Source organism: Bifidobacterium hominis (assembly GCF_040095915.1).
Classification (GTDB): Bacteria; Actinomycetota; Actinomycetes; order Actinomycetales; family Bifidobacteriaceae; genus Bifidobacterium; species Bifidobacterium hominis.
This window is the reverse complement of sequence record NZ_JBBMFR010000005.1, coordinates 118,221-143,502: the sequence shown is the minus strand read 5'-3', so window position 1 is coordinate 143,502 and position 25,282 is coordinate 118,221. Positions and strand designations below refer to the sequence as shown.

Here is a 25,282-nt window from a genome sequence, read left to right as displayed (position 1 = left end):
TCACTGCCGTCCGTGACGTGTTGGCGATACTATGAAGCACATGACTGAAACTGTTTCATCCGTACTTGGCACGCCTGAAGAGTGGACGAATCCGCTGCGCGATCCGCGCGATCTTCGACTTCCGCGCATTGCAGGCCCGTGCAGTATTGTGATTTTCGGCGTGACCGGCGATTTGTCACGCAAGAAGCTGCTTCCTGCCATTTATGATCTGGCTAATCGTGGCCTGTTGCCGCCGAGCTTTGGTTTGACGGGTTTTGCACGTCGTGATTGGACCGAGGATCATTTCAAGGATTTCGTGAAGGAAAACGTGCAAGCGCACTGCCGTACTCCATTCAAGGAGGCGACATGGAAACAGCTCGCCGACGGCATTCGTTTCGTGCAAGGCACGTTCGACGATCCGAAGGCGTTCGAACGACTGTCGAACACCGTCGCCGAGCTCGACCGCGATCGTGGCACGCGAGGCAACCATGCGTTCTACATGTCGGTGCCGCCGCGCGCGTTCCCGCAGGTATCGCGCCAGTTGGCGGATTGCGGTTTGGCGAAGTCCGACAAGGGTGCTTGGCGTCGTGTGATCATCGAAAAGCCGTTCGGTCACGATTTGGCAAGCGCGAAAGAGCTTGACCGTGTGGTTTCCGAGGTGTTCGACCCGTCCAGCGTGTTCCGTATCGATCATTATCTCGGTAAGGAGACGGTGCAGAATATTCTGGCGCTTCGTTTCGCGAACGCGATGTATGAGCCGATCTGGAACAACAATTACGTCGACCACGTGCAGATCACGCATGCCGAGGATATCGGCGTGGCGGGTCGTGCCGGCTATTACGACGGTATCGGCGCGGCGCGTGACATCATCCAGAACCATTTGCTGCAGCTTATGGCGTTGACGGCGATGGAGGAGCCTGTTTCGTTCTCCGCTTCCGATCTGACGGCGGAGAAGACGAAGGTGCTGTCCGCAGTGCGCTTGCCGAAGGATCTGGCGGCGCATACGGCGCGTGGCCAGTATGCGGCCGGTTGGCAGGGTTCGCATGAGGTCGTGGGGTATTTGGATGAGAAGGGCATCGATCCGGAGTCGACGACCGAGACGTATGCGGCGATCCGTTTGGATGTCGATACGCGCCGTTGGGCCGGCGTGCCGTTCTATCTGCGTACGGGCAAACGTCTAGGTAAGCGTGTCACGGAGATTGCCGTGGTGTTCAAGCGCGCCCCGCATCTGCCGTTCGAGTCGACCGCAACGAAGGAGCTCGGCAAGAATGCGGTCGTGATCCGCGTGCAGCCCGATGAAGGTGTGACCATGCGGTTCGGCGCGAAGGTGCCGGGTGGCACGTCGATGGAGGTCCGTGACGTGTCGATGGACTTCGGTTACGGCCGTTCGTTCACCGAATCGTCTCCGGAAGCCTATGAACGTCTGATTCTTGACGTATTGCTGGGCGACCCGCCACTGTTCCCAACCACGCGTGAAGTGGAATTGAGCTGGCAGATCCTCGATCCGATCGAAGAGTTCTGGTCTACGCTTGGCCAGCCGCAACCGTACCGTTCCGGAACATGGGGCCCTCAGGAAGCCGTTGAAATGCTGGCCCGCGATGGACACCGTTGGAGGATGCCGTGATCATTACCATGAAGAACACCGAAACCCGTGAGATTTCGGCGAAAATCGATGAATTACACGAGGAACGTGGCGAAGCGGCTTTGGGGCGCGTGCTCACACTGCTGATCTCCACGAATGAGACGTCGCTGGAGCATGATCTCGCCGTGGCGAACAACGCCAGCCGTGAGCATCCCTGCCGTGTGATCGCCATTGCACCGAACTCGCGCAAGGCTGACATGAATGCGGAAGATGGTAAGAAGCGCACCTTCCTCGATGCTGAAGTGCGTTTCGGATCCGATGCCGGTGCGGGCGAAATCATTGTGTTGCGTCCGCTTGGCGGGCTGGTGCACCACCCTGACACGTTGGTGATTCCGCTGTTGGTGCCGGATGCTCCGGTGGTGGCCTGGTGGCCGAATGAGGCTCCGGCGAACCTGTCCACCGACCTGTTGGGATCAATGGCTCGCAGCCGCATCACCGATGCCATGCATTCCTCGAATCCGATGCGCACGATGGATGATTTGCGTCGTAACTGGTCGTCGAAGAACGTGGATATGTCGTGGACCAGGCTCACCGTATGGCGTGCCATGCTGGCTTCGATGCTCGACCAGCCTCCGCATCTGCCGGTAAGCGGTGTACGCGTGACCGGCAAGAAGGATTATCTGCCGATGGATCTGCTGGCCGCATGGCTTCGTCTTCGTTTGAACGTGCCTGTTGTGGTGGAAGACGATCCGAACGCAACTGCGGTGACCGGCGTGTATCTGACCCGTTCCGATGGCGTGCTGAGCCTGGAACGTCCTTCCACCGATGATGGCATTGCAGTGCAGAACGTGCCCGGTCAATCGCCTCAGACCATCAGCGTACCCGCGCGTACGCTTGAGGAATGTCTGAGCGAGGAGCTGGGGCGTCTCTATCCGGACGAGATCTATGCCGAAGTGGTGACTCAAGGCTGGGATCTTATCAATCCGAAGCACTGAATCGATTCCCCCCAAACAATAAAGGAACAATGCAGGAAGAGCATATGGCAGAACGTACCACCATTGTATATCCTAATCCTCAGATTCTGGCTGAAGCCGTGGCCGCACGCACGCTGCTGACCATCACCGATTATCTGTCGGAACCGAATCGCACGCGCGTTGACATTGCCGTGACCGGTGGAACCGACGGCAACCGAGTGTTCGACGCCATGAACGCGAGCCCATTGAACGATGCCGTGGACTGGAGCCGCGTGCACGTATGGTGGGGCGACGAACGATTCGTGGCAGCCGACAGTGACGACCGCAACGCCAAGCAGGCGCGTGAGGCATGGTATGGCAAACTGGTTGACGACGGCCGTATGCCGGCAGGCAACATTCATGCGATGCCGTCCGATGAGCGTAACTTGGAAAGCGTCGCGGCAGCATCGCCCGAACAGACTGATGCGGTACTGGCTGAAGCCGCCGCGCAATACCAGCGTGAACTCATTGAACAGTTGGGTGAGAATCCAGCTTTGGACATCGCCATGTTCGGTATGGGACCGGACGCGCATTTCGCATCCCTGTTCCCCGATCACGGCGAATCGGAGATCGACGATCCGCATGTGCTTGTTGCCGGTGTACGAGATTCACCTAAGCCGCCGCCACTGCGCCTGACGCTGACCGTGCCGATGATCGCACGATCGAAGCACACGTGGGTGTTCACATCTGAAGCGCGCAAGGCGGACGCGGTTGCTGCAGCATTCGCGCAACGCAACAACCCGCATGCGCCAAGCTCCTACGCCGATGGTGAGGAACTGCTCTGGCTCATCGACGAGGGTGCCGCCTCCAGATTGTGATGCAGGAACCGGGACCATGGAATCCCGATAGCCGGGTTCCGTTGGCTCCGTGACGGGCGCGTCACCTAAATCTATGTCTGACATGGATTACTTCCATGGCTAAACATCAAGGCTGAATCGTCTGGATGAGTGAGCGCGCAACGCCATGCGTAGTGGTATGGCGGCAGTCAAACATGCCAGACCCTGCATTATGACTAGGAGAGGAAACGTCATCATGGAACAGCCATCTAAGTTCCAACATCAGCTTCAGCCCGATAAGCCATCGTCTTCCACGATGTCTCCGTCACCTCATCCGGAACAAACTCCGCCATGGGGCGCGCTATGGGTGTTGGCTTTGGGACTGGCCAAGGCGGTCAGTAGCTCGGCTGGCGGTGTAATTGGCTCGTTCCGCAGCGGAGATGGACCGGCGGCCCAATTCGGTGACGAAGCGCCGAAAATCGCCGATGCGATGACTTCCGGGTTCATCGAGGGCAACCGTTGGACACTTTTGGTGGCAGGCTGCATGCTGCTCATCGGTTTGCTGGCTTCGGTCGCTGTGCGACGCGCGGCATCGACGCATAGCACACACTGACAAACATGAGGCAGGGACGATCTGCTGAATGGTTTTGGTGGACCAGCAGCTCAACGGCGAAAAGCTCTACTGAAGCCGGCCGATACCAAGGCGAAACTGATCGCGCGGTAAGGTGGGTTTTATGAAAGTAGTAGTGCAACGAGTGAGCCAAGCCAGTGTTGACGTTGTCAACGAACTTGGCACCATTGACCCCACCTTCGAACCTCAGCAGATCGGACCCGGATTCATGTTGCTCGTAAGCGTAACCGATGAGGATGGTGAGGAGCAGATTTCTTGGCTTACCCACAAAATCCTCAACCTGCGTGTTTTCGAAGACGAGCAAGGCAAAATGAACCGTTCCATCAAAGACATCGGCGGTGAAATCCTGTCCATTTCACAGTTCACGTTGTTTGCCGACGCGAGGAAAGGCAACCGCCCAAGCTTCGTCAAAGCGGGCAAGCCGGAACATGCCAACATTACTTGGATCAAATTCAACGAAGCGCTGCGATCCGGCGGTGTGCCAGTACGCGAAGGCCGCTTCGGAGCGCACATGCGCGTTGGACTGATCAATGATGGTCCGGTCACCATTGTTATTGACACGGACAATCTGTGACCAATAGTAAAGCGACGATTGCTTGGTGACATAAAAAATATTTGAGGAGCTGTAGTATAATTTGCAGCTCCTCAAATATTGTTTTTTGATTGACAATGATGTTTACCTGTTGTCGGTAATTATCGTCACCTTGTTCGGATCGATCTTCGTTGGGTCAAGTGTCAATTCCTTGATGGCATCCGCACGAATCGTGCCAGACGAAGGATTGAACACACTGTCGACGGTGCTGTGAATATCAGCGTCCACATTCGAATATTCAAAAGCAAGCGTCGTATTGATCAAACGACAATTACGCAACACGAGATTGTCCACATAGCACAAGCCCTGCAGACTTTCGATCGTACAATTCTCAAACGTGACATTACGAGAGTTCCAAGCCAAATACTCGCCGGCAATAAACGAATCGCGCACAGTCACATTCTCGCAATTCCAGAAGCAATCCTTGGAAATCAATCGAGAATTCGAAATCTCAATATTGCGTGCGCCATCAAACGGATAATTACCAACCAAACGCAGATTATCAGCCTTGAAATCAGAACAATTCATTGCTAGATAATCACCGCGCGCACTCACATTATTCAGTGAAACATTTGAACAATCCCACAATGTTTCCTCGGCATTGACGAAATCAACGTTCCTCAACGTAACATCATGGCAACGGCGGAAATTCTTCGGCGCTTCAAATGTGCAATCCTCGACGCGAATGTTGTCTGTGTACCACACGCCTGCGCGTGCCATCTCGAACCACGTGCAATTCTTCGCCGAAATATCCGAGCAATACCACAGCGGATACTTCCATTTGAATGAACTCGACTCAAGCTCAATAGCATGCGCATGCTTCAACGGCGACTCGCCATCGTCGAAAATCGTGTCAATATACCGTTTGTCTGATGCTTGAAATTCGGCGCGTTCGCCGGTCAGCAATGCCTGACGGACCTCTTGCATGTCGCTCATTGATAACTCTCCTTGGAAAAACGCTCTGTTGCCAAGATAGAAACCTCGAGTACTCGAAGTCAAACGCATGGCCATGTTTCGCAGGAGGCGGAATAGGTCGAGAGGATTAAGCGCGTTATAAGCAATGCCGATATGCAAGCGGGTGTTTGCGAAACATGAATGTCGGTACCATAAATTGGGCGATTGAACAATTAAGCAATCGCAAGGTATTGCAGTCATATATGAAACTTGCCGTGTAAGGCAGAGAGGAATGCGGATGAGCCAGCAGCGTGGGGGAGTGAGGACGCATGCGCTCAAAGCCGCGTTCCCCAAAGTGCTGCCGATTTGCGTCAGCTTCTTCTTTCTGGCCATGTCGTACGGCGTGCTTATGGGCGCGCGTGGTTTTTCGTTCCTATGGTCGCTGTGCATGAGCGCGTTCATCTATACCGGTTCCATGGAATTCGTTACAGTGAATCTGCTGGTTTCCGCATTCAATCCGTTCGCCACGCTTATGCTGGCGATGATGATGGGAACGAGGCACCTGTTTTACGGTCTGTCCATGTTGGAGCGTTTCAAAAACATGGGGGCGAAAAAACCGTACTTGATCTACGCCATGTGCGACGAGACATTCGCAGTCAACAATAGCGCGCAGATACCGGCAGGCGTCGACCGCGGCTGGTTTTATTTCTTCGTGTCGCTGCTGAATCAGGTTTCATGGGTGGCTGGGGCGACGTTCGGCGGCATTGTCGGCGGGCGATTGACGTTCGACATGACCGGTTTGGACTTTGTGATGACCGCGCTGTTCGTGGTCATTTTCGTAGATCAATGGCTGACTACGAAACTCAAAAGCCATATGGCGGCATTGACGGGCATTATGGTGCCGGTGATCTGCCTGGCACTGTTTGGCGCTGATAATTTCATGATTCCGTCGTTGATCGCCATGCTGGTGATGTTCATTGTGTTGCGTCCGTATTTGGATGATCTGAAACATGATGATGCCGATGGTGAGGTCGGATTTGCTGCGGACCGAAACGAAGTGGGGGAGGCACGTTCATGATCATGACCACATGGCAGGGCATTGTTACCGTACTGATGGCGGTACTTGGCACCATCATCACCCGTTTTCTGCCGTTCATGCTTTTCCCGGAATCAAAGAAGCCGCCGCGTATCGTCGACTATCTCGGCAACGTGCTTCCGTACGCCATGACCGGACTGCTGGTGGTGTATTCGCTTAAAAACGTCAATCCTTTTGCCGGAAGCCATGGCATTCCCGAAGCGATCGCCATCGCCGTAATCGTCATACTGCACATATGGAAACGCAGCATGCTGCTCTCCATCGCCGGCGGCACCGCCATATATATGGCATTGCTTCAGCTTGTTTTTGTTTGATTATCCATTTTGCAGGATTCCTCAAAATTGAAGTGCGTTTTATAGGGATTTTCCACAGTTGTTATTGCTGATATCCCATATCGTGAGAAGAAATGCGTTGATGCGATTGACGAGCCTACTCTTTTTCTTTAGCCGATAAGGAGCTGTGTTGAGCGGCTCTGGCTGTATCGAAGAGTTATATCTAACGAGAGAGAACAATATGACTAGTGCAGCAAGCACTGCCAATGCCGCGGTTCCAGCGCCCGGCAAACTGGAGTTCAAGGATGATTACACGCCTGAGGAGGCGGAACGCGTCATCCGCAATTCGAAGGGGCTCCCTGTCGGTGTGAAGCCGAAGATGGTGTGGACGTGGCCGAAGGCCCTGCTGTGGGCCGCCATCGCCATTGTGTGCGCTATTGGTTGGGCTATTCTGGCGGTTTCCCGTGGCGAGCAGATCAGCGCCATCTGGTTCGTGGTTGTGGCATTGTGCTCCTACGCGATCGCTTACCGTTTCTACGCGTATTATATTCAGATCAAGATCATGCGTACCGACGATGCGAACGCGACGCCGGCCGAGCGCGTGCATGACGGCGCCAACTTCGAACGTGCCGACCGTCGCGTGCTGTTCGGCCAGCATTTCGCCGGCATTTCCGGTGCGGGCCCGCTTGTTGGTCCTATTCTGGCCGCCCAAATGGGTTATCTGCCGTCCGTGATGTGGATCATTCTCGGTGTGATTTTCGCCGGCGCCGTGCAGGATATGCTCATGCTGTGGATCTCCGCCAAGCGTCGCGGCCGTTCCTTCGGCCAGATGGCAACCGACGAAATGGGCAAGTTCGGCGGCACTATCCTATCGATCTTCCTGATCGTGATGACCGCCATCGCCATGGCATTCCTTGCGCTCGTGGCCATCAAGGCCATGGCTTCCTCGCCGTGGGCCGTGTTCTCTATTGGTATGACCATTCCGATCGCCTTGATCATGGGCTGCTTCCAGCGTTTCCTGCATCGTAGCGTTATCGAAACCACGGTGCTCGGCTTCGTGCTGCTCGTGATCGACATCATCGCTGGCGGTTGGATCTCCAGCGTTCCGGCAATCGCCGACGTGTTCACGTTGAACGCCAAGGAACTGGTTATCGCACTGGTGATCTACTCCTTCGCCGCCGCCGCGTTGCCGCACTGGCTGCTCGTCACCCCGCGTGACTACCTGTCCACGCTGATGAAGATCGGCACGCTTGTGCTGCTCGTGCTCGGCATTCTCATCGCCAATCCGTCCGTGCAGATGCCGGCTCTGACTGAATTCGCGTCCACCTCCACGGGACCGACCTTTGCAGGCGACCTGTTCCCGTTCCTGTTCATCACCATCGCGTGCGGCGCTCTTTCCGGCTTCCACGGCGCAGTGAGCTCCGGCCTGACCCCGAAGGCTGTGGAGAAGGAAAACCAGATCCGCATGATCGGCTACGGCTCCATGCTGGTTGAATCCTTCACCGCCGTGATCGCACTGATTGCAGCCATCACCATTTCCCAGGGCGTCTACTTCTCCACGAACATGTCCGCCTCGCAGATCTCCACCGCTTCCGGCGTGACCCTGACCGCCACTTCCACTCCTGACGAGCAGGCTGAGGCCGCGGTCAAGGCCGTGGATTCGATGAAGGTTTCCGACATTGAAGGCAGCCAGATGAAGGTCACTTGGGATTCTGTCGACGAGAACGGCAATGCCAAGACCTATGAAGGTGCCGACGCTTTGAAGCAGGCCGCTTCCGACATTGGCGAGAACACCATCGTTTCCCGCACCGGCGGCGCCACCACGTTCGCTATGGGTATGGCCAACTTCCTCAAGTCCTACCTCGGCGGTCATGACTCCATGGCCTTCTGGTACCACTTCGCCATCATGTTCGAAGCGTTGTTCATCCTCACCACCGTTGACAACGGCACCCGCGTGGCCCGTTATCAGATTGGTGAGTTGCTGGGCAACGTGCGCAAGCTGAAGAAGTTCGCTGATCCGACATGGAAACCGGGCAACATCATCACCACGCTGATCGCAACCGCCCTGTGGGGTGGCCTGCTGTGGGTCGGCGTGTGCGATACGAATGGTGGTATCAACGCCATGATGCCTATTTTCGGTATTTCCAACCAGCTGCTTGCCGCCGCATGCTTCATGCTGGTCACCGTTTGCGTGGCCAAGCTTGGCTATAAGAAGTACCTGTGGATTCCTGTTGTTCCTCTCGTTTGGGATGTGGCCGTGACCTTCACCGCCGACTTCCAGAAGATCGTCGGACCGATCAGTTACTTCGCCACCGCTTCCAAGTACCAGGCGCTGATCGATGGCGGCACTTTGGAAGGCGAAGCGTTGGTCAACGCCAAGGCCGCACTCTCCAATGCGTACCTTGACGGCGTGCTCTCCGTGTTCTTCATGGTCATGATGGGAGTCTTCCTGGTCATCGGTATCTACCAGACCGTGAAGATTCTTGCCAAGGGCAAGTTCGGTGTGGAAACCACGTCCGAGGAGCCGTTCGTGGAATCCGAATGGTTCGCACCGTCCAGCCTGATCGCCACCAAGCTCGAAAAGAAGGTGCAGCGCGAATACGCCGCCAAGAGCTACGAGCTGGCGCAGAAGGAACAGGCCGCAGCCTGATGCAGGGACTCACCACCATGGTCAGACGAATCTGGTCCGCCTTATTGAAAGCCAAGGCCGGATTCGTCTGGTATGTGCGCGAATTCAGTGGAGAAGCGAAATACGACCACTATCTGGAGCATTTCGCAAGCGAACATCCCGGCGAAACCCCGCTGACCGAACGTGAATATTGGCGCATGCGAGAGGAATACGATCGCAAGCATCCCAACACCAGTTGCTGTTGCTGAAATTAACGGCCATACATAAACAATCCCCGTCTTTCATTTCGGAAGACGGGGATTGTTTTTCTTATATTTATGTTGCTTGCTTGCGATTATTCCTATACTGAAGATATTCGATTGCATGTTCCGCAATCAATATTTCGCAATCAAGAAGCGAGTCCCATGCTGTATTTCAATATCATCACACGAATCGCGGACTGCGTTACTTTGTCTGCAAAAGCGGAATCGGCCGCGGCTTTTGCATTCAGCCCATCCAAAATCGGTTGAACATAATCGGAAGCGCCAATGCAGGCAAGATCACCTCCGGCATCGACCAATCGCACCCCCAAATCACTTGGCTGAATGCCGCCCAACGCAGTGGCGGACAAAGAATCCGAAGTGATGACACCTTGGAATCCGACCGTATTGCGCAAATAATCCGTTACCAAAGCGCTGGAGAACACGGCAGGATTATTCGGATCAATGGACTGATAGGTGGCAAGCGACATCATCACCATGGAAGGATTCGCTTCCAGCGTACTATTGAACGCGCCGATTTCCGCACCATCCAAGGTGGTGGTGGTATCAAGAATGCCGTCGGCGGTGAAATCGGTGTTGCCCGTCACCGAACCCAAACCAGGATAGTGTTTGATGGCGCTGCCTACACCCGAATCCGCCATGCCCTGAATGAACGCCTTGGCATGGTCGGCATTGCCGTCCGCATCAAGACCAAAATCACGATACAGTGCGCCGATCGGGTCATTGGAAGCCCTATCTACCGTTACCGTGCCCACCACCGGCGCCAAATCGACATTGATGCCAGCCGACTTAAGCTGGGAACCCCATACGGCCGCCGACTGACGAAGCTGATCGGTCGACATCGTTCCCTGATAAGTGGCGGAAGGAATCTGGTCGAAACCAGAACCCTGAAGATGCTGCACCAAACCACCTTCCTGATCGGTGGTCATCAACAGCTGATTATTGTCCGGCGCATACGATTGCAATGCGGATGTGGCTGCGGCGACACCGGCCGTCCCCGAATTCCAGTTGCCGATGATCAGCACCGAACCGACATGCTGGTTCACGATGAGATCCTGCAATGAGGAAGGATCAGATCCCGCGTAGAGGGGTGCCATGACAAGCTGACCGACGCGCTCTGCAAGACTCATGGCCTTGACTGCAGCTACGGCTTTGCCATGCGGAGAGTCGTCCACCACGCTCGGCACACTGGATTTGTCAAGCGAATCATGCGATGCGTCGGATCGCTGCGAATTCGATTGCTCGGATTGACTGGAACCAACACTCGAATCCGTGTTGGATGAACATCCGGCGAACGATAGCGGCAGTGCTATGGCGCACAGTGCGACAGCAAAACGAGCGAAATGAACGTGGACCCTTTTCATGGTGTCATTATCACATGCCGGTGATGACGAATCCTCTCGCATGGGGAAATGCAGGCGGATTCGTGTTCGTGGATTGCGTAAACGTTAGGCTGGCGGCGTAAAGCCGTTCCGTGCCTATCGATAGGCTATTAGCATGTCTTTCTTTGATATGTTTGGTCCCATGTTTGACCCGGGAAGCGGCCCGAACCGTCCTCAAGGGCAGCGTGCCAATAAATCCGGTAACGATGATCCCATCATTCTCAATGTCGAAACCGATGGCGACAACACCGCCCGGTCTTCGGCGAACATGCCTCCAAGAGGCCCGTCCGGTCCGCGCATCACACGCAAGCCGAACCGCCCACGAAAACCGTCGAATGGCAGCAAAATTCTGATCGGAGTGGTGCTGGCGCTCGCCATTATCGTCGGACTGTTCTTCGGTCTGGCGCAGTTCATCACCGACGTTATGTGGTATGCGCAGCTTGGCTTCCAAAGCGTCATTTGGACGCAGCTGGGCACTAGGGTAGGCCTGTGGGTGGCATATGCGCTGTTGATCGCCGCGGTCGGATTCCTTTCTGCGTCGCTTGCGATCTGGGCCCGCCCTGACGCTGCAGACGGCTCCACCATTCGCATTAACGGCGACACCATCGAAGTAGGCAAAGGCGTAAGTTCGAAGAGCGCACGTCGTGTGGCAGTGGTGATTTCACTGATCGTCGGTCTGATGTTCGGATCGCAGTTCAATGCGAACTGGTCTGAGATCCTGCTGATGTTCAATGCCCAGAGCTTCGGCACCACCGATCCGCAATTCGGCATCGACAACGGTTTCTACGTATTCGTATTGCCTGGCTTGAAGTTGATTATGTCGGCGGTGTCGTTGCTGCTGCTGGCAGGTATCATCTTCTCCATCGTCACGCATGTGATGATGGGCGGCATCCGTATCACCATGCCAGTGCATGGCCGTGGACTGTTCCACATCACCAAGCGCGCCCGTAGGCAGATCGGCATCTGGCTGATGCTCAACATGTTCGCTTGGGCCGCGAATCAGGTGCTCGGCGTGTTCTCCCACCTCACGCAGGAGGGTAGCCGCATTACCGGCGCCACCTACACCACGGTCAACGCCACGATTCCCGTTACCTTCATCATGGCCGCCATCACCGCCATATTGGGTGTGATTCTCGGCGTGTGGATCATGAAATCGCATGCTCTGGAAGGTCAGGCCCCGATTGCGGCACGCGCTTCCGAAGCGTTCAAGGCGTGGAAAGTGCCGACCGTGGCCATCGCATCCGCCATTGTAGTGAGCTTGGTGCTTACCGTGGCATGGCCGATGCTACTGCAGCGTTTCCGAGTGAACCCGAATGCGCAGGAGATGGAATCAACCTATATCCAACGCAATATCGACGCCACGCGTGAAGCTTACGGTTTGAACAATGTGAAGACGGAACAATACCAAGCCACCACCGAAGGCGAGGAAGGCGCGCTGGCCGATTCCGCGGAATCGACCGCGCAGATCCGACTGCTCGATCCGCAGATAGTTTCCCCAACGTTCAAGCAGTTGCAGCAATCCAAGCAGTACTACACGTTTGCCGACACTCTTGCCGTCGACAAATATGAGGTCGATGGCGTGAGCCAAGACACGGTGATCGCGGCACGCGAACTTGACCTTGCCGGTCTTGACAATCGCAACTGGGTCAACGACCATACCGTGTATACGCACGGCTATGGTGTGGTGGCCGCCTACGGCAACAAGGTGACCGCTGACGGCCAGCCGAAGTTCTTTGAGGCGGGCATCCCAACCCAAGGCAAGCTCACCGAATCCGAACAGTATGAGCCACGCATCTACTTCTCGCCGAACGCTTCCGAATATTCGATTGTGGGCGCTCCGGAAGGCACGCAGTCGTGGGAGTTCGATTACCCGACCGGTTCCGAAGGAGCCACGAACACCTTCGACGGCGACGGCGGTCCAAAGATCGGCAATGTCTTCTCCCGACTGCTGTATGCCATCCGTTTCGGCTCCGACCAGATTCTGTTCTCCAACCGTGTGAACTCCGAATCGCAAATCCTCTACGATCGTTCCCCGAAGGAGCGTGTGGCCAAGGTCGCACCATACCTGACGCTTGACGGTCGTGTGTACCCGGCGGTTGTGGATGGCCGCGTCAAGTGGATCGTCGACGGCTACACCACTTCCGACGCCTACCCGTATTCGCAGATGACCGATCTGGGCGAAGCCTCTAAGGATTCCACCACGGAATCTTCTGCCACCGTGAGCGAGTTGGCTTCGAAGAACGCCAACTATATTCGCAACTCCGTGAAAGCCACCGTCGATGCATATGACGGTTCCGTGGACCTGTATGTGTGGGACGAATCCGATCCGGTGATTAAGGCATGGCAGAAGATCTTCCCCGGCCAGTACCACCAGCTGTCGGAGATTTCCGGCGATCTGATGAGCCACCTGCGTTACCCGGAAAGCCTGTTCAAGGTGCAGCGCGAACTGTTGACCAAATATCATGTGTCGAGCGCCAACCAGTTCTTCTCTGGTGAGGATTTCTGGCAGACCCCGGTCGATCCGACCGAATCCCAGCAGGCGCAGGAACGTGACATTTTGCAACCGCCCTACTATTTGACGCTGCAGACCGGCGGCTCCAACGAGCCGGTGTTCTCATTGACGTCGTCGTATATTCCCGCAGGTACGTCAACCCGAGAGATTTTGACGGGATTCCTGTCTGTCGATTCCGATGCGGGCAACGAAAAAGGCAAGATCGGCGCGAACTATGGCACTCTTCGATTGCAGGAGTTGCCGAAGGATTCCAATGTGCCAGGCCCCGGTCAGGCACAGAACAACTTCAATGCGTCGGCCGACGTATCGAAGGAACTTAACCTGCTCGAATCCGGCTCCACCAATGTGCAGCGAGGCAATCTGCTCACACTGCCGCTCGGTGGTGGACTGGTGTACGTGCAGCCGGTGTATGTCAAGTCCTCCGGTTCCACCAGCTTCCCGCTGCTGAAGAAGGTATTGGTGGCCTTCGGCGACCAGGTCGGATTCGCCAACACGCTGGACGAAGCGCTTGATCAGGTGTTCGGCGGCAACTCCGGCGCGTCCGCGGGCGACGCCGAAAACGTCAACGGTTCCACCAGCAGCAAGACCGACACGAGCGATACCAGTGACGGTTCTTCCGGAACGGACGGCACTGACTCGTCATCTGGATCGAATTCCGGCGATGGCGGCAGTTCCGACAGCACTGGCGGTTCCAGCACGATGAGCAACGATCTGAAGAGTGCCCTCAACGACGCTTCCCAGGCTATGAAGGATTCCGACGCGGCCATGAAGAAGGGCGATTGGTCCGCTTATGGCGAAGCGCAGAAGAAACTTCAGGAAGCGTTGAACAAGGCGCTCGAACTCGAACAGTAGTTTTCGTACGATTTCCGAACGAGCGCTGTTTGCATAAGGCGGAAGGACTGTTCCTCATATGGAACCGTCCTTCCGCCTTATGCGCATGCCCGGTATGCTCAAATGCATGACCGAGTATTCCTATCGCGTCGCAACGCAAGACGACATTCAAGCAATCACCGACATTTACAATGCGGCAGTCATACGAGGGGGATCATCAGCCGATACAACCCCACGCACATACGAACAGCGCAAAGCATGGGTTGAATCGCATCATGATCCGTACGCGGTGTTCGTCACGGAAACGGTAGATGATGACGGAAAGAAGCAGATCATTGGATTCAGCGCGCTTTCCGTTTTCTATGATCGCGCGGGATATGACGGCGTTACCGATCTTGCCTACTACATCGACCCGCAATGGCAGGGCAGGGGAGTCGGTACGTATACGCTCACCAAACTGCTCGAAGAATGCTGGAAACGTAATATGCGTAAGGCATGCGGCATTATTTTCGCAGACAATGCCGGTTCGATCGCGCTCATGAAACGGTTCGGTTTTACACAGTTTGGACTCATGCCAACCGCCGCCACCGATTCCACCGGCACCATGCGTGACATGAGTTACTGGTATCTCGACCTGTAAGTACAATCTTTGCGGTTATCAAGACGAGACAACGTGGCGCAATATGAATGCGCGCAATCGTATGTATGAATGAATGGAACGATTTCAATGGCATCTGATTTCTGGCTGATTGCAGGACTCGGCAATCCGGGCTCCAAATATGAAGGCACCCGTCACAATATGGGATTTATGGCAGCTGATCTGCTTGCCGAACGTTGGTCGGTCAACTTTTCCGACCATAAAGGGCTTGCCATGCTCGGCAAGGGTGTGATGAACCTGTCTGGTCGTAACGTCAAATTCTTCCTGGCCAAGCCGCTCACCTACATGAACGAGTCAGGCAATGCATTGGCTTCCATCAGCGCCTACTACCAGATTGAACCGGACCATATCGTGGTGATTCACGATGACATGGATCTTGATTTCGGACGTATCAAAGTCAAGGCAGGCGGCTCCGCAGGCGGCCATAATGGCATCAAGTCGATTGATCGCGCCTTGGGAACTCCGAAGTATGCCCGTGTGCGCATGGGCGTTGGCCACGCGCAGCGAGGTGCCCACGCCCACGACAACACCGTGAACTGGGTGCTGGGCGGATTCGGGCCGGATCAGCGCAAGCAGCTTCCGGAATTCCTCGCCGATGGCGCTGATGCCGCTGAAACCATCATCTTCAGTGGCCTCACCAAGGCTCAGGAGCAGTTCAATGGCCGCTGAACCGGTGCAGTTGCCGACTTCAGGTTCTCTGGCTGGCATTCTTGACGTACTCGAAACCGACGAGGATTTTCGTGCACTGATTTCCGGTGAGATCGAGGTGCCGGAATCCGACATAGACCCCAGCATTACCGTTGGCATTCCCGAAGGATTGCGCCCGGCACTGGCCGCTGGAGCATCGGGAACGCGGCCGGTTGTGCTTGTGGTGGCCTCTGGCCGCGAAGCCGAGGAAACGGTCGAGGCGATTCGTTCGTGGTATTCCGGCGATCCAAACGACGTGGCACAGCTTGAAGCATGGGAAACTTTGCCGCATGAACGCCTTTCGCCACGTGCCGATACCGTGGCAAGCCGCATGGCGGTGTTCCGCAGGCTAAAGCACCCTCAAGAGGGAAGCAAGCTGTTCGGACCCATCCGCATTCTCGTCATGCCGGTGCGATCCCTGATCCAGCCAGTGGTTGCAGGTTTGGCCGACGTGGAGCCTTTGGTGTTCTCTCAAGGCGAGGAATTGGCGCTCGAAGAGGCGTCGAGTCGACTGGTGGAAAACGCCTATACTCGAGTCGACTTGGTGATGGATCGTGGTGAATTCGCGGTGCGAGGCGGCATTATCGACGTGTTTCCGCCGACATTGCCGCATCCGGTGCGTATTGAGTTCTTCGGTGATGAGATCGATATCATCAGGGAGTTCCACGCTTCGGATCAGCGCACATATGGTGAGGACGTTCCTGTGGTTTGGGCCACGCCATGCCGTGAACTGCAATTGACCGACAAGGTGCGCAAGCGTGCGAAATCCCTGATTGGATCCATTCCCAATGCCGAAGACATGCTAGAGTCCATTGCCAACGCCATTCCGGTCGAAGGTATGGAATCGTTGCTTCCCGCATTGGTCGATGACATGGAGCCGGTGCAGGGCATGTTGCCCAAGCATGCGCTGGTCATGCTATCCGATCCGGAAAAATTGCGTCGTTCGGCTGACGATCTCGCAAAAACCGCCAATGAGTTTCTTGCTGCCAGCTGGCATGTCGCAGCATCCGGTCATGGTGCCGGCGCTCCGATTACGTTCGATCAGGCGAATTTCTACGATTTTGAAGAAACGATTTCATCGCTGGTTTTCTCAAGGCACGACGTATGGAAGCTTACGAGTTTCGGTGTGGATCCAAGCAGGGAAGGGCACATTCAGCTCGACGCTTCCAATCCCGGCGAATATCGCGGGGATGAAGCCAAAGCCGCATCCGGTATCGAAGGTCTTCTCGATGCCGGCTATGCCGTCACCGTCACTGCAGGAGCGAAAGGCACTCTTGTCCGACTCAAGCGTGCCATCAACGAAACGGGAATCGCCAACTTCGACTGCATCAGATCGCGTGCCATCGACGGATTCGTTGACAACGCGGCGAAAGTCGCGTTGCTTACCGAGCGCGACCTGACCGGACGCACATCGGCTGCGGGGCAGACAAAAACACCGAAACGCCGCCGTAAGGCCATCGACCTAATGGAGCTCAAGGCCGGCGATTACGTGGTGCACGAGCAGCATGGCATCGGCCGGTTCCTCGAAATGCGCCAGCGCACCATCGGAGCGGGCGCCAACCAGACCACACGCGAATATCTGGTCATCGAATACGCATCCAGCAAACGCGGCGCCCCTGCCGACAAACTGTTCATCCCCACCGATCAGCTTGACCAAGTCAGCAAATACATCGGTGCCGACGCTCCAAAACTCAACAAACTGGGCGGATCCGACTGGGCTGCTACCAAGGCGAAAGCACGTAAGCATGTGCACGAAATCGCCGAAGATCTGGTCAAACTGTATTCGGCACGTCAACGCATGCAGGGGTATGCCTTCAGCAAAGACACCCCTTGGCAGAAAGAATTGGAAGACGCTTTCCCATACCAAGAAACCGCCGATCAGCTGACTACCATCGACGAAGTCAAATCCGATATGGAAAAGTCCGTGCCGATGGATCGCCTGATTTGCGGCGACGTGGGATTCGGCAAAACCGAAATCGCCGTACGTGCCGCATTCAAGGCGGTGCAGGATTCCAAACAGGTGGCTGTGCTGGTGCCGACCACATTGCTGGTGCAACAGCATTTCGAGACGTTCACCGAACGTTTTGAAGGATTCCCGGTGGAAGTAAGGGCGATGAGCCGTTTCCAAACCACCAAGGAGATCAACGACACCATCAAGGGACTTGAAGACGGTTCCGTCGATGTGGTGATCGGTACGCACAAACTGCTTGGGCCGAAGGTCAAATTCAAGGATCTGGGACTGGTCATCATCGATGAGGAGCAGCGTTTCGGTGTCGAACACAAAGAGACGTTGAAGGCGCTGCGTACCAATGTGGATGTGCTGAGTCTGTCGGCAACGCCGATTCCGCGTACGCTGGAGATGGCCGTTACGGGCATTCGTGAAATGTCCACGTTGGCCACGCCTCCGGAAGACCGCTTGCCGGTGCTTACTTACGTTGGCGCGTATGAGGATGCTCAGGTCACTGCTGCGGTCAGGCGTGAGCTGTTGCGCGGTGGCCAGGTGTTCTACGTGCATAACCGAGTGCAAGACATCGCTTCGGTTGCCGCGAAGATTCACGAGCTGGTGCCGGAATCGCATGTCGGCATCGCCCATGGCAAGATGGGGGAGAAGCAGCTCGACGGTGTGATCCGAGACTTCTGGCATCGCGACATTGACGTGCTCGTGTGTACCACCATCATCGAAACCGGTCTTGATATTTCCAATGCGAATACGTTGATCGTCGATCATGCCGACCGTTTCGGCCTAAGCCAGCTGCACCAGCTGCGTGGCCGTGTCGGGCGAGGCCGTGAACGTGCCTACGCGTACTTCCTGTACGATCCGACCAAGCCGATGACCCAGCAATCGCATGACCGACTGGCCACCATCGCGCAGAACACTGCGCTTGGTTCAGGTTTTGACGTGGCGATGAAGGATCTCGAGCTGCGTGGCACCGGCAATCTGCTGGGCGACGAGCAGAGCGGGCATATCGAGGGCGTTGGCTTCGATCTGTATGTGCGCATGGTTTCCGAAGCTGTCGAACAGTACAAGGAGCCGGAACGTACGGAATCGGTTGCTGTCACAATCGATCTGCCGATCGAAGCGTCCATTCCCGTCAGCTACATCGATTCCGACAAGTTGCGATTGGAAGCCTACCGCAAGCTGGCAGGGGCACGTACGGAAGCCGATCTCGACGAGTTGCGCGATGAGCTTACGGATCGTTACGGCAAGCCCCCGGTCGATTTCGAAGCATTGTTCGATGTGGCGAGATTGCGATTCAAAGCAAGAAAGCTTGGCATTACGGAGATCATCGGTCAAGGGCGTAACATTCGCGTGTCCAAATTCCAGCCACGTGAATCCGTGCAGATGCGCATGGCACGAATCTACAAAGGCATCCAGTACAGGCCAGTCACCCAAACGTATGTGATCCCCACCCCGTTTGCGGGTTCGCTTGGATCCGGGCCAATGAGTTCCGATGAGGTCGTTGGATGGACGAACCAGCTTCTCGACGATCTTGACTGGAAGCCGACGCCAGGGAAATAACAGGTGAAGTTCCGGACGCATCCGACACGATTTACGTGAGCGTTCACATAAATCGTGTCGGATAAGTTTGCCATACGTCCACAAAACGCACTATTCTAGGCAATGTCATCACAACCTAACGTTTATAAGGAGTAGTTGTGGCAGTAATTGAAAGCGTTTACGCGCGTCAGATTCTCGATTCCCGCGGCAACCCGACCGTTGAGGTCGTCCTCGACACCGAAGACGGTGCCCAGGGTCTGGGTCTCGTTCCGTCCGGTGCTTCCACCGGCGAAGCTGAGGCTTGGGAGCGTCGCGATGGCGACAAGTCCGTGTACCAGGGCAAGGGTGTTCTCAACGCCGTTAAGGCCGTGAATGAAGAGATCGCTCCGAAGGTCATCGGCATGGACGCTTCCGACCAGCGCGCTCTCGATGAGGTCATGATCGAGCTCGACGGCACCCCGAACAAGGGTCGTCTGGGCGCCAACGCCATCCTCGGCGTGTCCCTGGCTGCTCTGTACGCCTCCGCTGAGTCCGCAGGCCAGCCGCTGTACCGCTACATCGGCGGCACCAACGGCCACATCCTGCCGGTTCCGAACATGAACATCATGAACGGTGGCGCTCACGCTGACTTCGCCACCGACATTCAGGAGTACATGATCTCCCCGTACGGCTTCGACACCTACAGCGAGGCTCTGCGTGCAGGCGTTGAGGTCTACCACACCCTGAAGAACGTCCTGAAGAAGGAAGGCCTGGCCACCGGCCTCGGCGACGAGGGCGGCTTCGCTCCGAAGATGAAGTCCAACAAGGACTCCCTGAACTACATCATGGACGCCATCTCCGCCGCCGGCTACGAGCCGGGCAAGCAGATCGGCATCTCCCTTGACGTGGCTTCCTCCGAGTTCTACAACAAGGAGACCGGCAGGTACCACTTCGAAGGTGATGATCGTGAAGCCGGCTACATGCTCGACTTCTACGAGAACCTCATCAACGAGTACCCGATCGTTTCCATCGAGGATCCGTTCCAGGAAGAAGGCTGGGAAGACTGGGCTGCCATCACCTCCAAGCTCGGCGATCGCCTGCAGTTCGTCGGCGACGACCTGCTGGTCACCAACCCGGCACGTCTGGCTAAGGGCATCGAGCTCGGCGCCGCCAACTCCCTGCTGGTCAAGCTGAACCAGATCGGTACCGTTACCGAGACCCTCGACGCCATCGAGCTGGCCACCAAGAACGGCTTCACCTCCATGGTTTCCCACCGTTCCGGCGAGACCCCGGATACCACCATCTCCGACCTGGCTGTGGCAAAGAACACCGGCCAGATCAAGACCGGTGCTCCGGCTCGTGGCGAGCGTATCGCCAAGTACAACCGCCTGCTCGAGATCGAGGAGGAGCTTGGCTCCACCGCTCAGTATGCTGGCTACAGCGCTTTCAAGGCTTGCAAGAAGTACATCGCCAAGTGAGCGTAAGCGCATTGAATATGCGCTGATATAGAATGCCCGTCGTGTTCCTCGTCGAATGCGACGGGTATTTTCGTTGCTATGAGTTCAAAGTCACGCAAGAAAGCATCCAAAAAAGGCAGCGCTGGTCCCATCGCGTTCTTTGTGGCGTTATTTATCGTGGCTTTAGGGATCATCCAGTTGGCGTCGACCTTCCATGTCTATGCGTTGAATATGGCTGAATTGAATGGCTTGAAGAAGCAGGAAGCCTCATTGATAGCGCAAAAGCAGGAATTGGAAAACGACATCGCGCGTTGGGATGATAAAGCCTACGTCACGGCGCAGGCGAGGGATCGTCTGGGATTCGTATTTCCGGGAGAACAGGCTATTCGTGTGGAACATCCCGAAGCGGTAACCGGCGAAACCACAGAAGATAAGAAGACGACGGACGAATCGCAGAAAACCGTACTGCCTTGGTACAAGGAGATGGCGTATTCGTTCAAACAAGCCGACCAGTCGGATGAAGCGAAGTCGATGGAAACGTCCGGAAGTCCGTCAGCCGGCGAATCGGATGCGAATGGAACAGGCCAGGAATCTGGTGACCAGCAGCAAACTTCACAAGACAATAACCAACAGCAATCAGGAGATCAGCAGGAGTGACACAGGGTATGACAATCAGCGAACGGGCCAAAATCTTGGCGAAGAAGGTTCTCGACCAGCCTGCTACCGAGCATGATATTGCTGTGGTCGAGCGTCAGTTGGGTCGTTACCCGCGTGGCATGGTGGCTGTCGGAGCACGTTGCGTGTGCGGCAGGCCTTTGGCTGTGGTCACGCGTCCGCTGCTGCCGGGAGACGTGCCTTTCCCGACCACTTGCTATTTGACTGGTCCGGAAGCGGTGAAAGCCATCTCCCACATCGAAGCCGAAGGCAAGATGAAGGAGTACAACGATCTTTTGGCTGAAGATGACGATCTGAAAGCCGCCTACGAGCGTGCGCACGAACTGTATTTGGCCTTTCGGCATGAAATCGCCGTTGCCATGGGAGACAGTGAGGAGCATATCGAAGGCACCAGCGCTGGCGGCATGCCTGTGCGCGTCAAGTGTCTGCATGCCCTGTTGGCGCAAACTCTGGTGATGGGCGAGGGCGCTAATCCGATCGGAGACATGGCATTGGAAGCGATTCGTCATGAATTCGACCCCAGTGTATGTCGTTGCACGGTGGAAAACGAAGACTGAACCATATTCAGACAGAAAGAAGAAGCAATGAAATCCGTTACTGTTGCCGGCATTGATTGTGGTACGAACTCGATTCGTCTGAAGGTCTCCCGTGTCAGTGAAGACGGCGTTGAAGATATTGTTCCGCGTATTCTTCGTGTGATTCGTCTTGGTCAGGATGTTGATAAGACGCATCGTTTCGCCGATGAGGCATTGGAACGTGCTTACGCCGCTGCCCGCGAATTCGCCGAGGTGCTGAAAGAGCATCCGGTGGACGGCATTCGTTTCGTTGCCACTTCGGCCACTCGTGATGCTGAGAACCGTGAGGAATTCGAAGACAATATCGAGCAGATCCTCGGCGTGCGTCCGGAAGTCATCCCCGGTACGGAAGAGGCTGATCTAAGCTTCCTTGGTGCCACGAGCGTGGTTCGTCGCGACGTCGAGGCCCCGTATCTGGTGGTTGATCTGGGTGGTGGCTCTACGGAACTGGTGCTTGGCGGCGACGGTGTAAGCCATCCGAACACGCAGGTGCAGGCCGCGTTCTCCATGAACATTGGCTCTGTGCGCATGACCGAACGTCACTTGAAGAACGATCCGCCTACCGAGGCGCAGATCCAAGAGGCTATTGCCGACATCGACGAGCATATCGATGAAGCGTTCAAAACGGTTCCTGCAGGCAAAACCCGCACTATCATCGGCGTGTCCGGCACAGTGACCACCATGACCGCTCTGGCCATGGGATTGACCGAATATGACCATTCCGCGGTAGATGGTGCCAGCTGCTCGCTGGAAGACGCTTATGCGGTCGATAACAAGTTCCTTAAGATGCCGCGCGAAGAGCGCTTGACTTACAAAACCATTCATCCGGGTCGTGTTGACGTGGTTGGCGGCGGTGCCTTGGTGTGGAATCGTGTGCTCGCCAAAGTCAGCGAAGCGGCCTATGCCGACCATGGTCAGCGTATCGACTCCTTCATGGCCAGCGAACACGGTTTGCTTGATGGCATTGTGTTGGATTACGGCACGCGATTGCTTGCCGAACGTTAACGTGGCATAATAACTTGGGTGTCGGCTTGTTCGACGCCTTGCCGCCATGGCGAAACTGGTATACGCAACCGACTTAAAATCGGTCTCTTCGGATTGCGGGTTCGATTCCCGCTGGCGGCACCGAATAACGCTGTGAATGCGTTGCTGGATAGCATGTACGAAACAATCCGTTATTACACTGGCGGCATTGATAACCCCGAGTAGCCGACCGGAACGGAAAAGTATGACGTCGAAAGATATCAAGCCAGTAATCGAACAGCCCGATACGGAAATTCCGCTGATGCTCTCTCAAGCGATTATCGTCGCAGGAGTTTTGGCTGTGGGCGAACTGGCTTGCTCCCCGCTGTATTTCTCGTTGTTGAAGGCGTCTTTGGCATTGATTCCATGGGCTATGGAAGCGGTGTTCATGGCAGTGGCGTTCACGTTCGTTGTGGGCTTTGCGTTGCTGTGGTGCGCCGAATCGTTCACGCTCAAGATGCGTGAGCGGTTCCGCCCGTTCGCGTATGCGATTGTTGGACTTATCGGTTACGGTGTATGGAGCCTGCTGGTGTTCTCCGCCACCATCAATTCCGTGCTTGCCATGGTGGGGGAAAGTGTGCTCACCAATGGCCAGATTAGTGCGATTGCGCTGAATGGCGCAGCTCTTGGCTTCGTCGCCTTCCTGTTCGCCAAGTTGCTTGACGTTAAACTCGGCAATCGTAAAACCACGGCCATCATCATGCTGGTGGTGGAAGTTGCGGCTGCCATCATTGGTTTGATTATTATGATTCTCATGTTCCGTGCATTGTATGCAGCCTGAGCAAGGCACCTGAGAAGCAAGGCGGCGATTGGCGTGTTCAGTATTCTCGAAATGTTCAAGATAGGCGTTGGGCCAAGTTCCTCACATACTGTTGGTCCGATGGTGGCGGCATGCAAATTTGTCGAATCACTTGACCATGCGGGAACGCTTGGCCGTGTGAGCCGCGTGCGTACGGTACTGTATGGCTCTCTTGCGTTGACGGGCTTGGGGCATGGTACCGATCGTGCGACTGTGGCAGGGCTGGAAGGCAACATGCCGCAAGCCGTCGATACAGACCATGTGAACATCATTCGTCATGAATGCGAGGCGAGTGGGGAACTGTTGCTGGCGGGTAAACATCGCATCGATTTCGACTATGCGCATGATGTGGTGATGGACGTGTGGCATCGCATGGCCGCACACCCTAATGGCATGCGTTTCCAAGCATTTGACCAGCAGAACAATCTTGTTGATGAACAGGTCTGGTATTCCATCGGTGGAGGCTTCGTACGGCAAGGCAATGCCGATGATCTGATGATCGGCATTCATGAGCGTCCGCCGGTCGGAATGTCTTTCGCCGATCAGCAGAGTGATTCCTCACTTGATGACGGTTCGGATGTGCCATATCCATTCACGTCATGTGACGAACTCATTGCGCTATGCGAGAAGCACCATATGAGTATTGCCGACATTGTGTGGGCCAACGAAACGTCCATGCAGTCGGCGGTGCAGGTTCGCAGCGAACTGGATAACGTGTGGCGGGTGATGCGTCGTTGCGTACAGCGCGGATGTCATACGTCGCAGACCGTGCTGCCCGGCGGTTTGGATGTGCCCCGCAGGGCACCGAAAATGTATGCAAGGCTTGCCTCCAACAGTGATGTGCTTGCGCGAGACAAGAAACGCGTGGATGCGGTGCTCGAATCGTCGGATGCGGCATGGGTGGATTTGTTCGCTTTGGCGGTGTCGGAGGAAAACGCCGGCGGTGGGCGAATCGTCACCGCGCCGACCAACGGTGCTGCAGGAATCATTCCGGCAGTGCTTCACTATTACTGGCATTTCGTTGACCATGCGAACGAAGAGGGCGTTATTACCTTTCTGCTCACTGCAGGTGCGGTAGGGTACCTGTTTAAACGCAATGCCTCCATTTCCGGTGCGGAAGTCGGATGCCAGGGGGAGGTCGGTACGGCATGTTCGATGGCTGCGGCCGGGTTGTGCGCGGTGATGGGTGGCTCTCCGCAGCAAGTGGAGAACGCTGCGGAAATCAGCATCGAACATAATCTGGGACTGACCTGTGATCCCGTGGGAGGTTTAGTGCAGATTCCTTGCATCGAACGCAACGCCATGGCGGCGAACACTGCCATCAATGCGGTTCGTATGGCCATGCTGGGAGATGGAACGCATATCGTGACCCTCGATCAGGCCATCAAAACCATGAAAGACACGGGCGAAGACATGATGGCCAAGTATAAAGAAACTTCAAAAGGTGGTTTGGCGGTCAATGTCGTTGAATGCTAGCGGTG

General features: G+C 55.8%; 21 protein-coding genes and 1 tRNA gene. 20 read left to right on the top strand and 2 right to left on the bottom strand.

Annotated elements, in window-relative coordinates:
* Positions 1-31 precede the first annotated feature (31 nt).
* From zwf to dtd, 5 genes are all read left to right on the top strand, one after another.
* Positions 32-1,603, top strand: a complete 1,572-nt coding sequence (gene zwf / locus WMO36_RS05310) for a glucose-6-phosphate dehydrogenase (protein WP_374110572.1) — start codon at positions 32-34, stop codon at positions 1,601-1,603.
* Positions 1,600-2,556 carry a glucose-6-phosphate dehydrogenase assembly protein OpcA gene (locus WMO36_RS05305; RefSeq protein WP_099571153.1) on the top strand — a complete coding sequence of 319 codons (957 nt, stop codon included), beginning with the start codon at positions 1,600-1,602 and terminating at the stop codon, positions 2,554-2,556. Before zwf ends, WMO36_RS05305 begins: the two co-directional genes overlap by 4 nt.
* Positions 2,557-2,600: 44 nt before the next feature.
* On the top strand, positions 2,601-3,392 hold the full coding sequence (pgl, locus tag WMO36_RS05300) for a 6-phosphogluconolactonase (protein WP_271724612.1): 792 nt from the start codon (positions 2,601-2,603) through the stop codon (positions 3,390-3,392).
* Positions 3,393-3,606: 214 nt separating this feature from the next.
* The gene (locus WMO36_RS05295; protein WP_260805269.1) at positions 3,607-3,963 is read left to right on the top strand and encodes a hypothetical protein; all 357 of its coding nucleotides are present in this window, start codon (positions 3,607-3,609) and stop codon (positions 3,961-3,963) included.
* A 121-nt stretch (positions 3,964-4,084) separates the two neighbouring features.
* Positions 4,085-4,555, top strand: coding sequence for a D-aminoacyl-tRNA deacylase (dtd, locus tag WMO36_RS05290; protein WP_349077045.1), 471 nt, complete (start codon positions 4,085-4,087; stop codon positions 4,553-4,555).
* Between the two features lie 102 nt (positions 4,556-4,657).
* Here dtd and WMO36_RS05285 read toward each other — a convergent pair whose 3' ends face one another.
* Entirely contained in the window at positions 4,658-5,500 is an 843-nt protein-coding gene (locus WMO36_RS05285) for a DUF3737 family protein (RefSeq protein WP_349077068.1), read from the bottom strand.
* A 259-nt stretch (positions 5,501-5,759) separates the two neighbouring features.
* On the opposite strand from WMO36_RS05285, the gene WMO36_RS05280 reads away from it, so the two are divergent.
* The 4 genes from WMO36_RS05280 (at position 5,760) to WMO36_RS05265 (ending at position 9,712) form a co-directional block, all read left to right on the top strand.
* The gene (locus tag WMO36_RS05280) at positions 5,760-6,545 is read left to right on the top strand and encodes an AzlC family ABC transporter permease (protein WP_349077043.1); all 786 of its coding nucleotides are present in this window, start codon (positions 5,760-5,762) and stop codon (positions 6,543-6,545) included.
* Positions 6,542-6,877, top strand: a complete 336-nt coding sequence (locus tag WMO36_RS05275; RefSeq protein ID WP_099570713.1) for a branched-chain amino acid transporter permease — start codon at positions 6,542-6,544, stop codon at positions 6,875-6,877. The genes WMO36_RS05280 and WMO36_RS05275 overlap by 4 nt, the downstream gene beginning before the upstream one ends.
* A 199-nt stretch (positions 6,878-7,076) precedes the next feature.
* Positions 7,077-9,485 carry a carbon starvation CstA family protein gene (locus WMO36_RS05270; protein WP_099570712.1) on the top strand — a complete coding sequence of 803 codons (2,409 nt, stop codon included), beginning with the start codon at positions 7,077-7,079 and terminating at the stop codon, positions 9,483-9,485.
* A 17-nt stretch (positions 9,486-9,502) separates the two neighbouring features.
* The gene (locus WMO36_RS05265) at positions 9,503-9,712 is read left to right on the top strand and encodes a YbdD/YjiX family protein (protein WP_099571151.1); all 210 of its coding nucleotides are present in this window, start codon (positions 9,503-9,505) and stop codon (positions 9,710-9,712) included.
* 140 nt (positions 9,713-9,852) lie between these two features.
* Here WMO36_RS05265 and WMO36_RS05260 read toward each other — a convergent pair whose 3' ends face one another.
* Positions 9,853-11,088: a glycoside hydrolase family 3 N-terminal domain-containing protein gene (locus WMO36_RS05260; RefSeq protein WP_349077040.1), complete on the bottom strand. Its 1,236-nt coding sequence runs from the start codon at positions 11,086-11,088 to the stop codon at positions 9,853-9,855.
* Positions 11,089-11,221: 133 nt separating this feature from the next.
* Here WMO36_RS05260 and WMO36_RS05255 point away from each other — a divergent pair, with 133 nt between their 5' ends.
* The 11 genes from WMO36_RS05255 to WMO36_RS05205 all read left to right on the top strand — a co-directional run bounded on the left by WMO36_RS05255 (position 11,222) and on the right by WMO36_RS05205 (position 25,277).
* Positions 11,222-14,470: a UPF0182 family membrane protein gene (locus WMO36_RS05255; RefSeq protein WP_099570711.1), complete on the top strand. Its 3,249-nt coding sequence runs from the start codon at positions 11,222-11,224 to the stop codon at positions 14,468-14,470.
* A gap of 106 nt (positions 14,471-14,576) precedes the next feature.
* Complete coding sequence (locus WMO36_RS05250; protein WP_349077038.1) at positions 14,577-15,089, top strand: GNAT family N-acetyltransferase; 513 nt, start codon at positions 14,577-14,579, stop codon at positions 15,087-15,089.
* 87 nt (positions 15,090-15,176) lie between these two features.
* Positions 15,177-15,776 carry an aminoacyl-tRNA hydrolase gene (gene pth, locus WMO36_RS05245; RefSeq protein WP_099570710.1) on the top strand — a complete coding sequence of 200 codons (600 nt, stop codon included), beginning with the start codon at positions 15,177-15,179 and terminating at the stop codon, positions 15,774-15,776.
* Positions 15,766-19,314 (top strand): transcription-repair coupling factor, encoded by a 3,549-nt coding sequence (gene mfd, locus WMO36_RS05240; RefSeq protein WP_349077035.1) that lies wholly within the window; start codon positions 15,766-15,768, stop codon positions 19,312-19,314. The genes pth and mfd overlap by 11 nt, the downstream gene beginning before the upstream one ends.
* Positions 19,315-19,451: 137 nt before the next feature.
* Positions 19,452-20,750 carry a phosphopyruvate hydratase gene (eno, locus tag WMO36_RS05235; protein WP_349077033.1) on the top strand — a complete coding sequence of 433 codons (1,299 nt, stop codon included), beginning with the start codon at positions 19,452-19,454 and terminating at the stop codon, positions 20,748-20,750.
* Positions 20,751-20,828: 78 nt separating this feature from the next.
* On the top strand, positions 20,829-21,386 hold the full coding sequence (locus tag WMO36_RS05230; protein WP_099595378.1) for an FtsB family cell division protein: 558 nt from the start codon (positions 20,829-20,831) through the stop codon (positions 21,384-21,386).
* 8 nt (positions 21,387-21,394) lie between these two features.
* Entirely contained in the window at positions 21,395-21,961 is a 567-nt protein-coding gene (locus tag WMO36_RS05225; protein ID WP_099570706.1) for a DUF501 domain-containing protein, read from the top strand.
* Positions 21,962-21,988: 27 nt separating this feature from the next.
* Positions 21,989-22,984, top strand: coding sequence for a Ppx/GppA phosphatase family protein (locus WMO36_RS05220; RefSeq protein WP_065447412.1), 996 nt, complete (start codon positions 21,989-21,991; stop codon positions 22,982-22,984).
* Positions 22,985-23,024: 40 nt separating this feature from the next.
* Positions 23,025-23,104 (top strand) — tRNA-Leu (locus WMO36_RS05215).
* 103 nt (positions 23,105-23,207) lie between these two features.
* Entirely contained in the window at positions 23,208-23,783 is a 576-nt protein-coding gene (locus WMO36_RS05210; protein WP_349077031.1) for a cadmium transporter, read from the top strand.
* Between the two features lie 33 nt (positions 23,784-23,816).
* On the top strand, positions 23,817-25,277 hold the full coding sequence (locus WMO36_RS05205; RefSeq protein ID WP_250778739.1) for an L-serine ammonia-lyase: 1,461 nt from the start codon (positions 23,817-23,819) through the stop codon (positions 25,275-25,277).
* Positions 25,278-25,282: the final 5 nt, after the last annotated feature.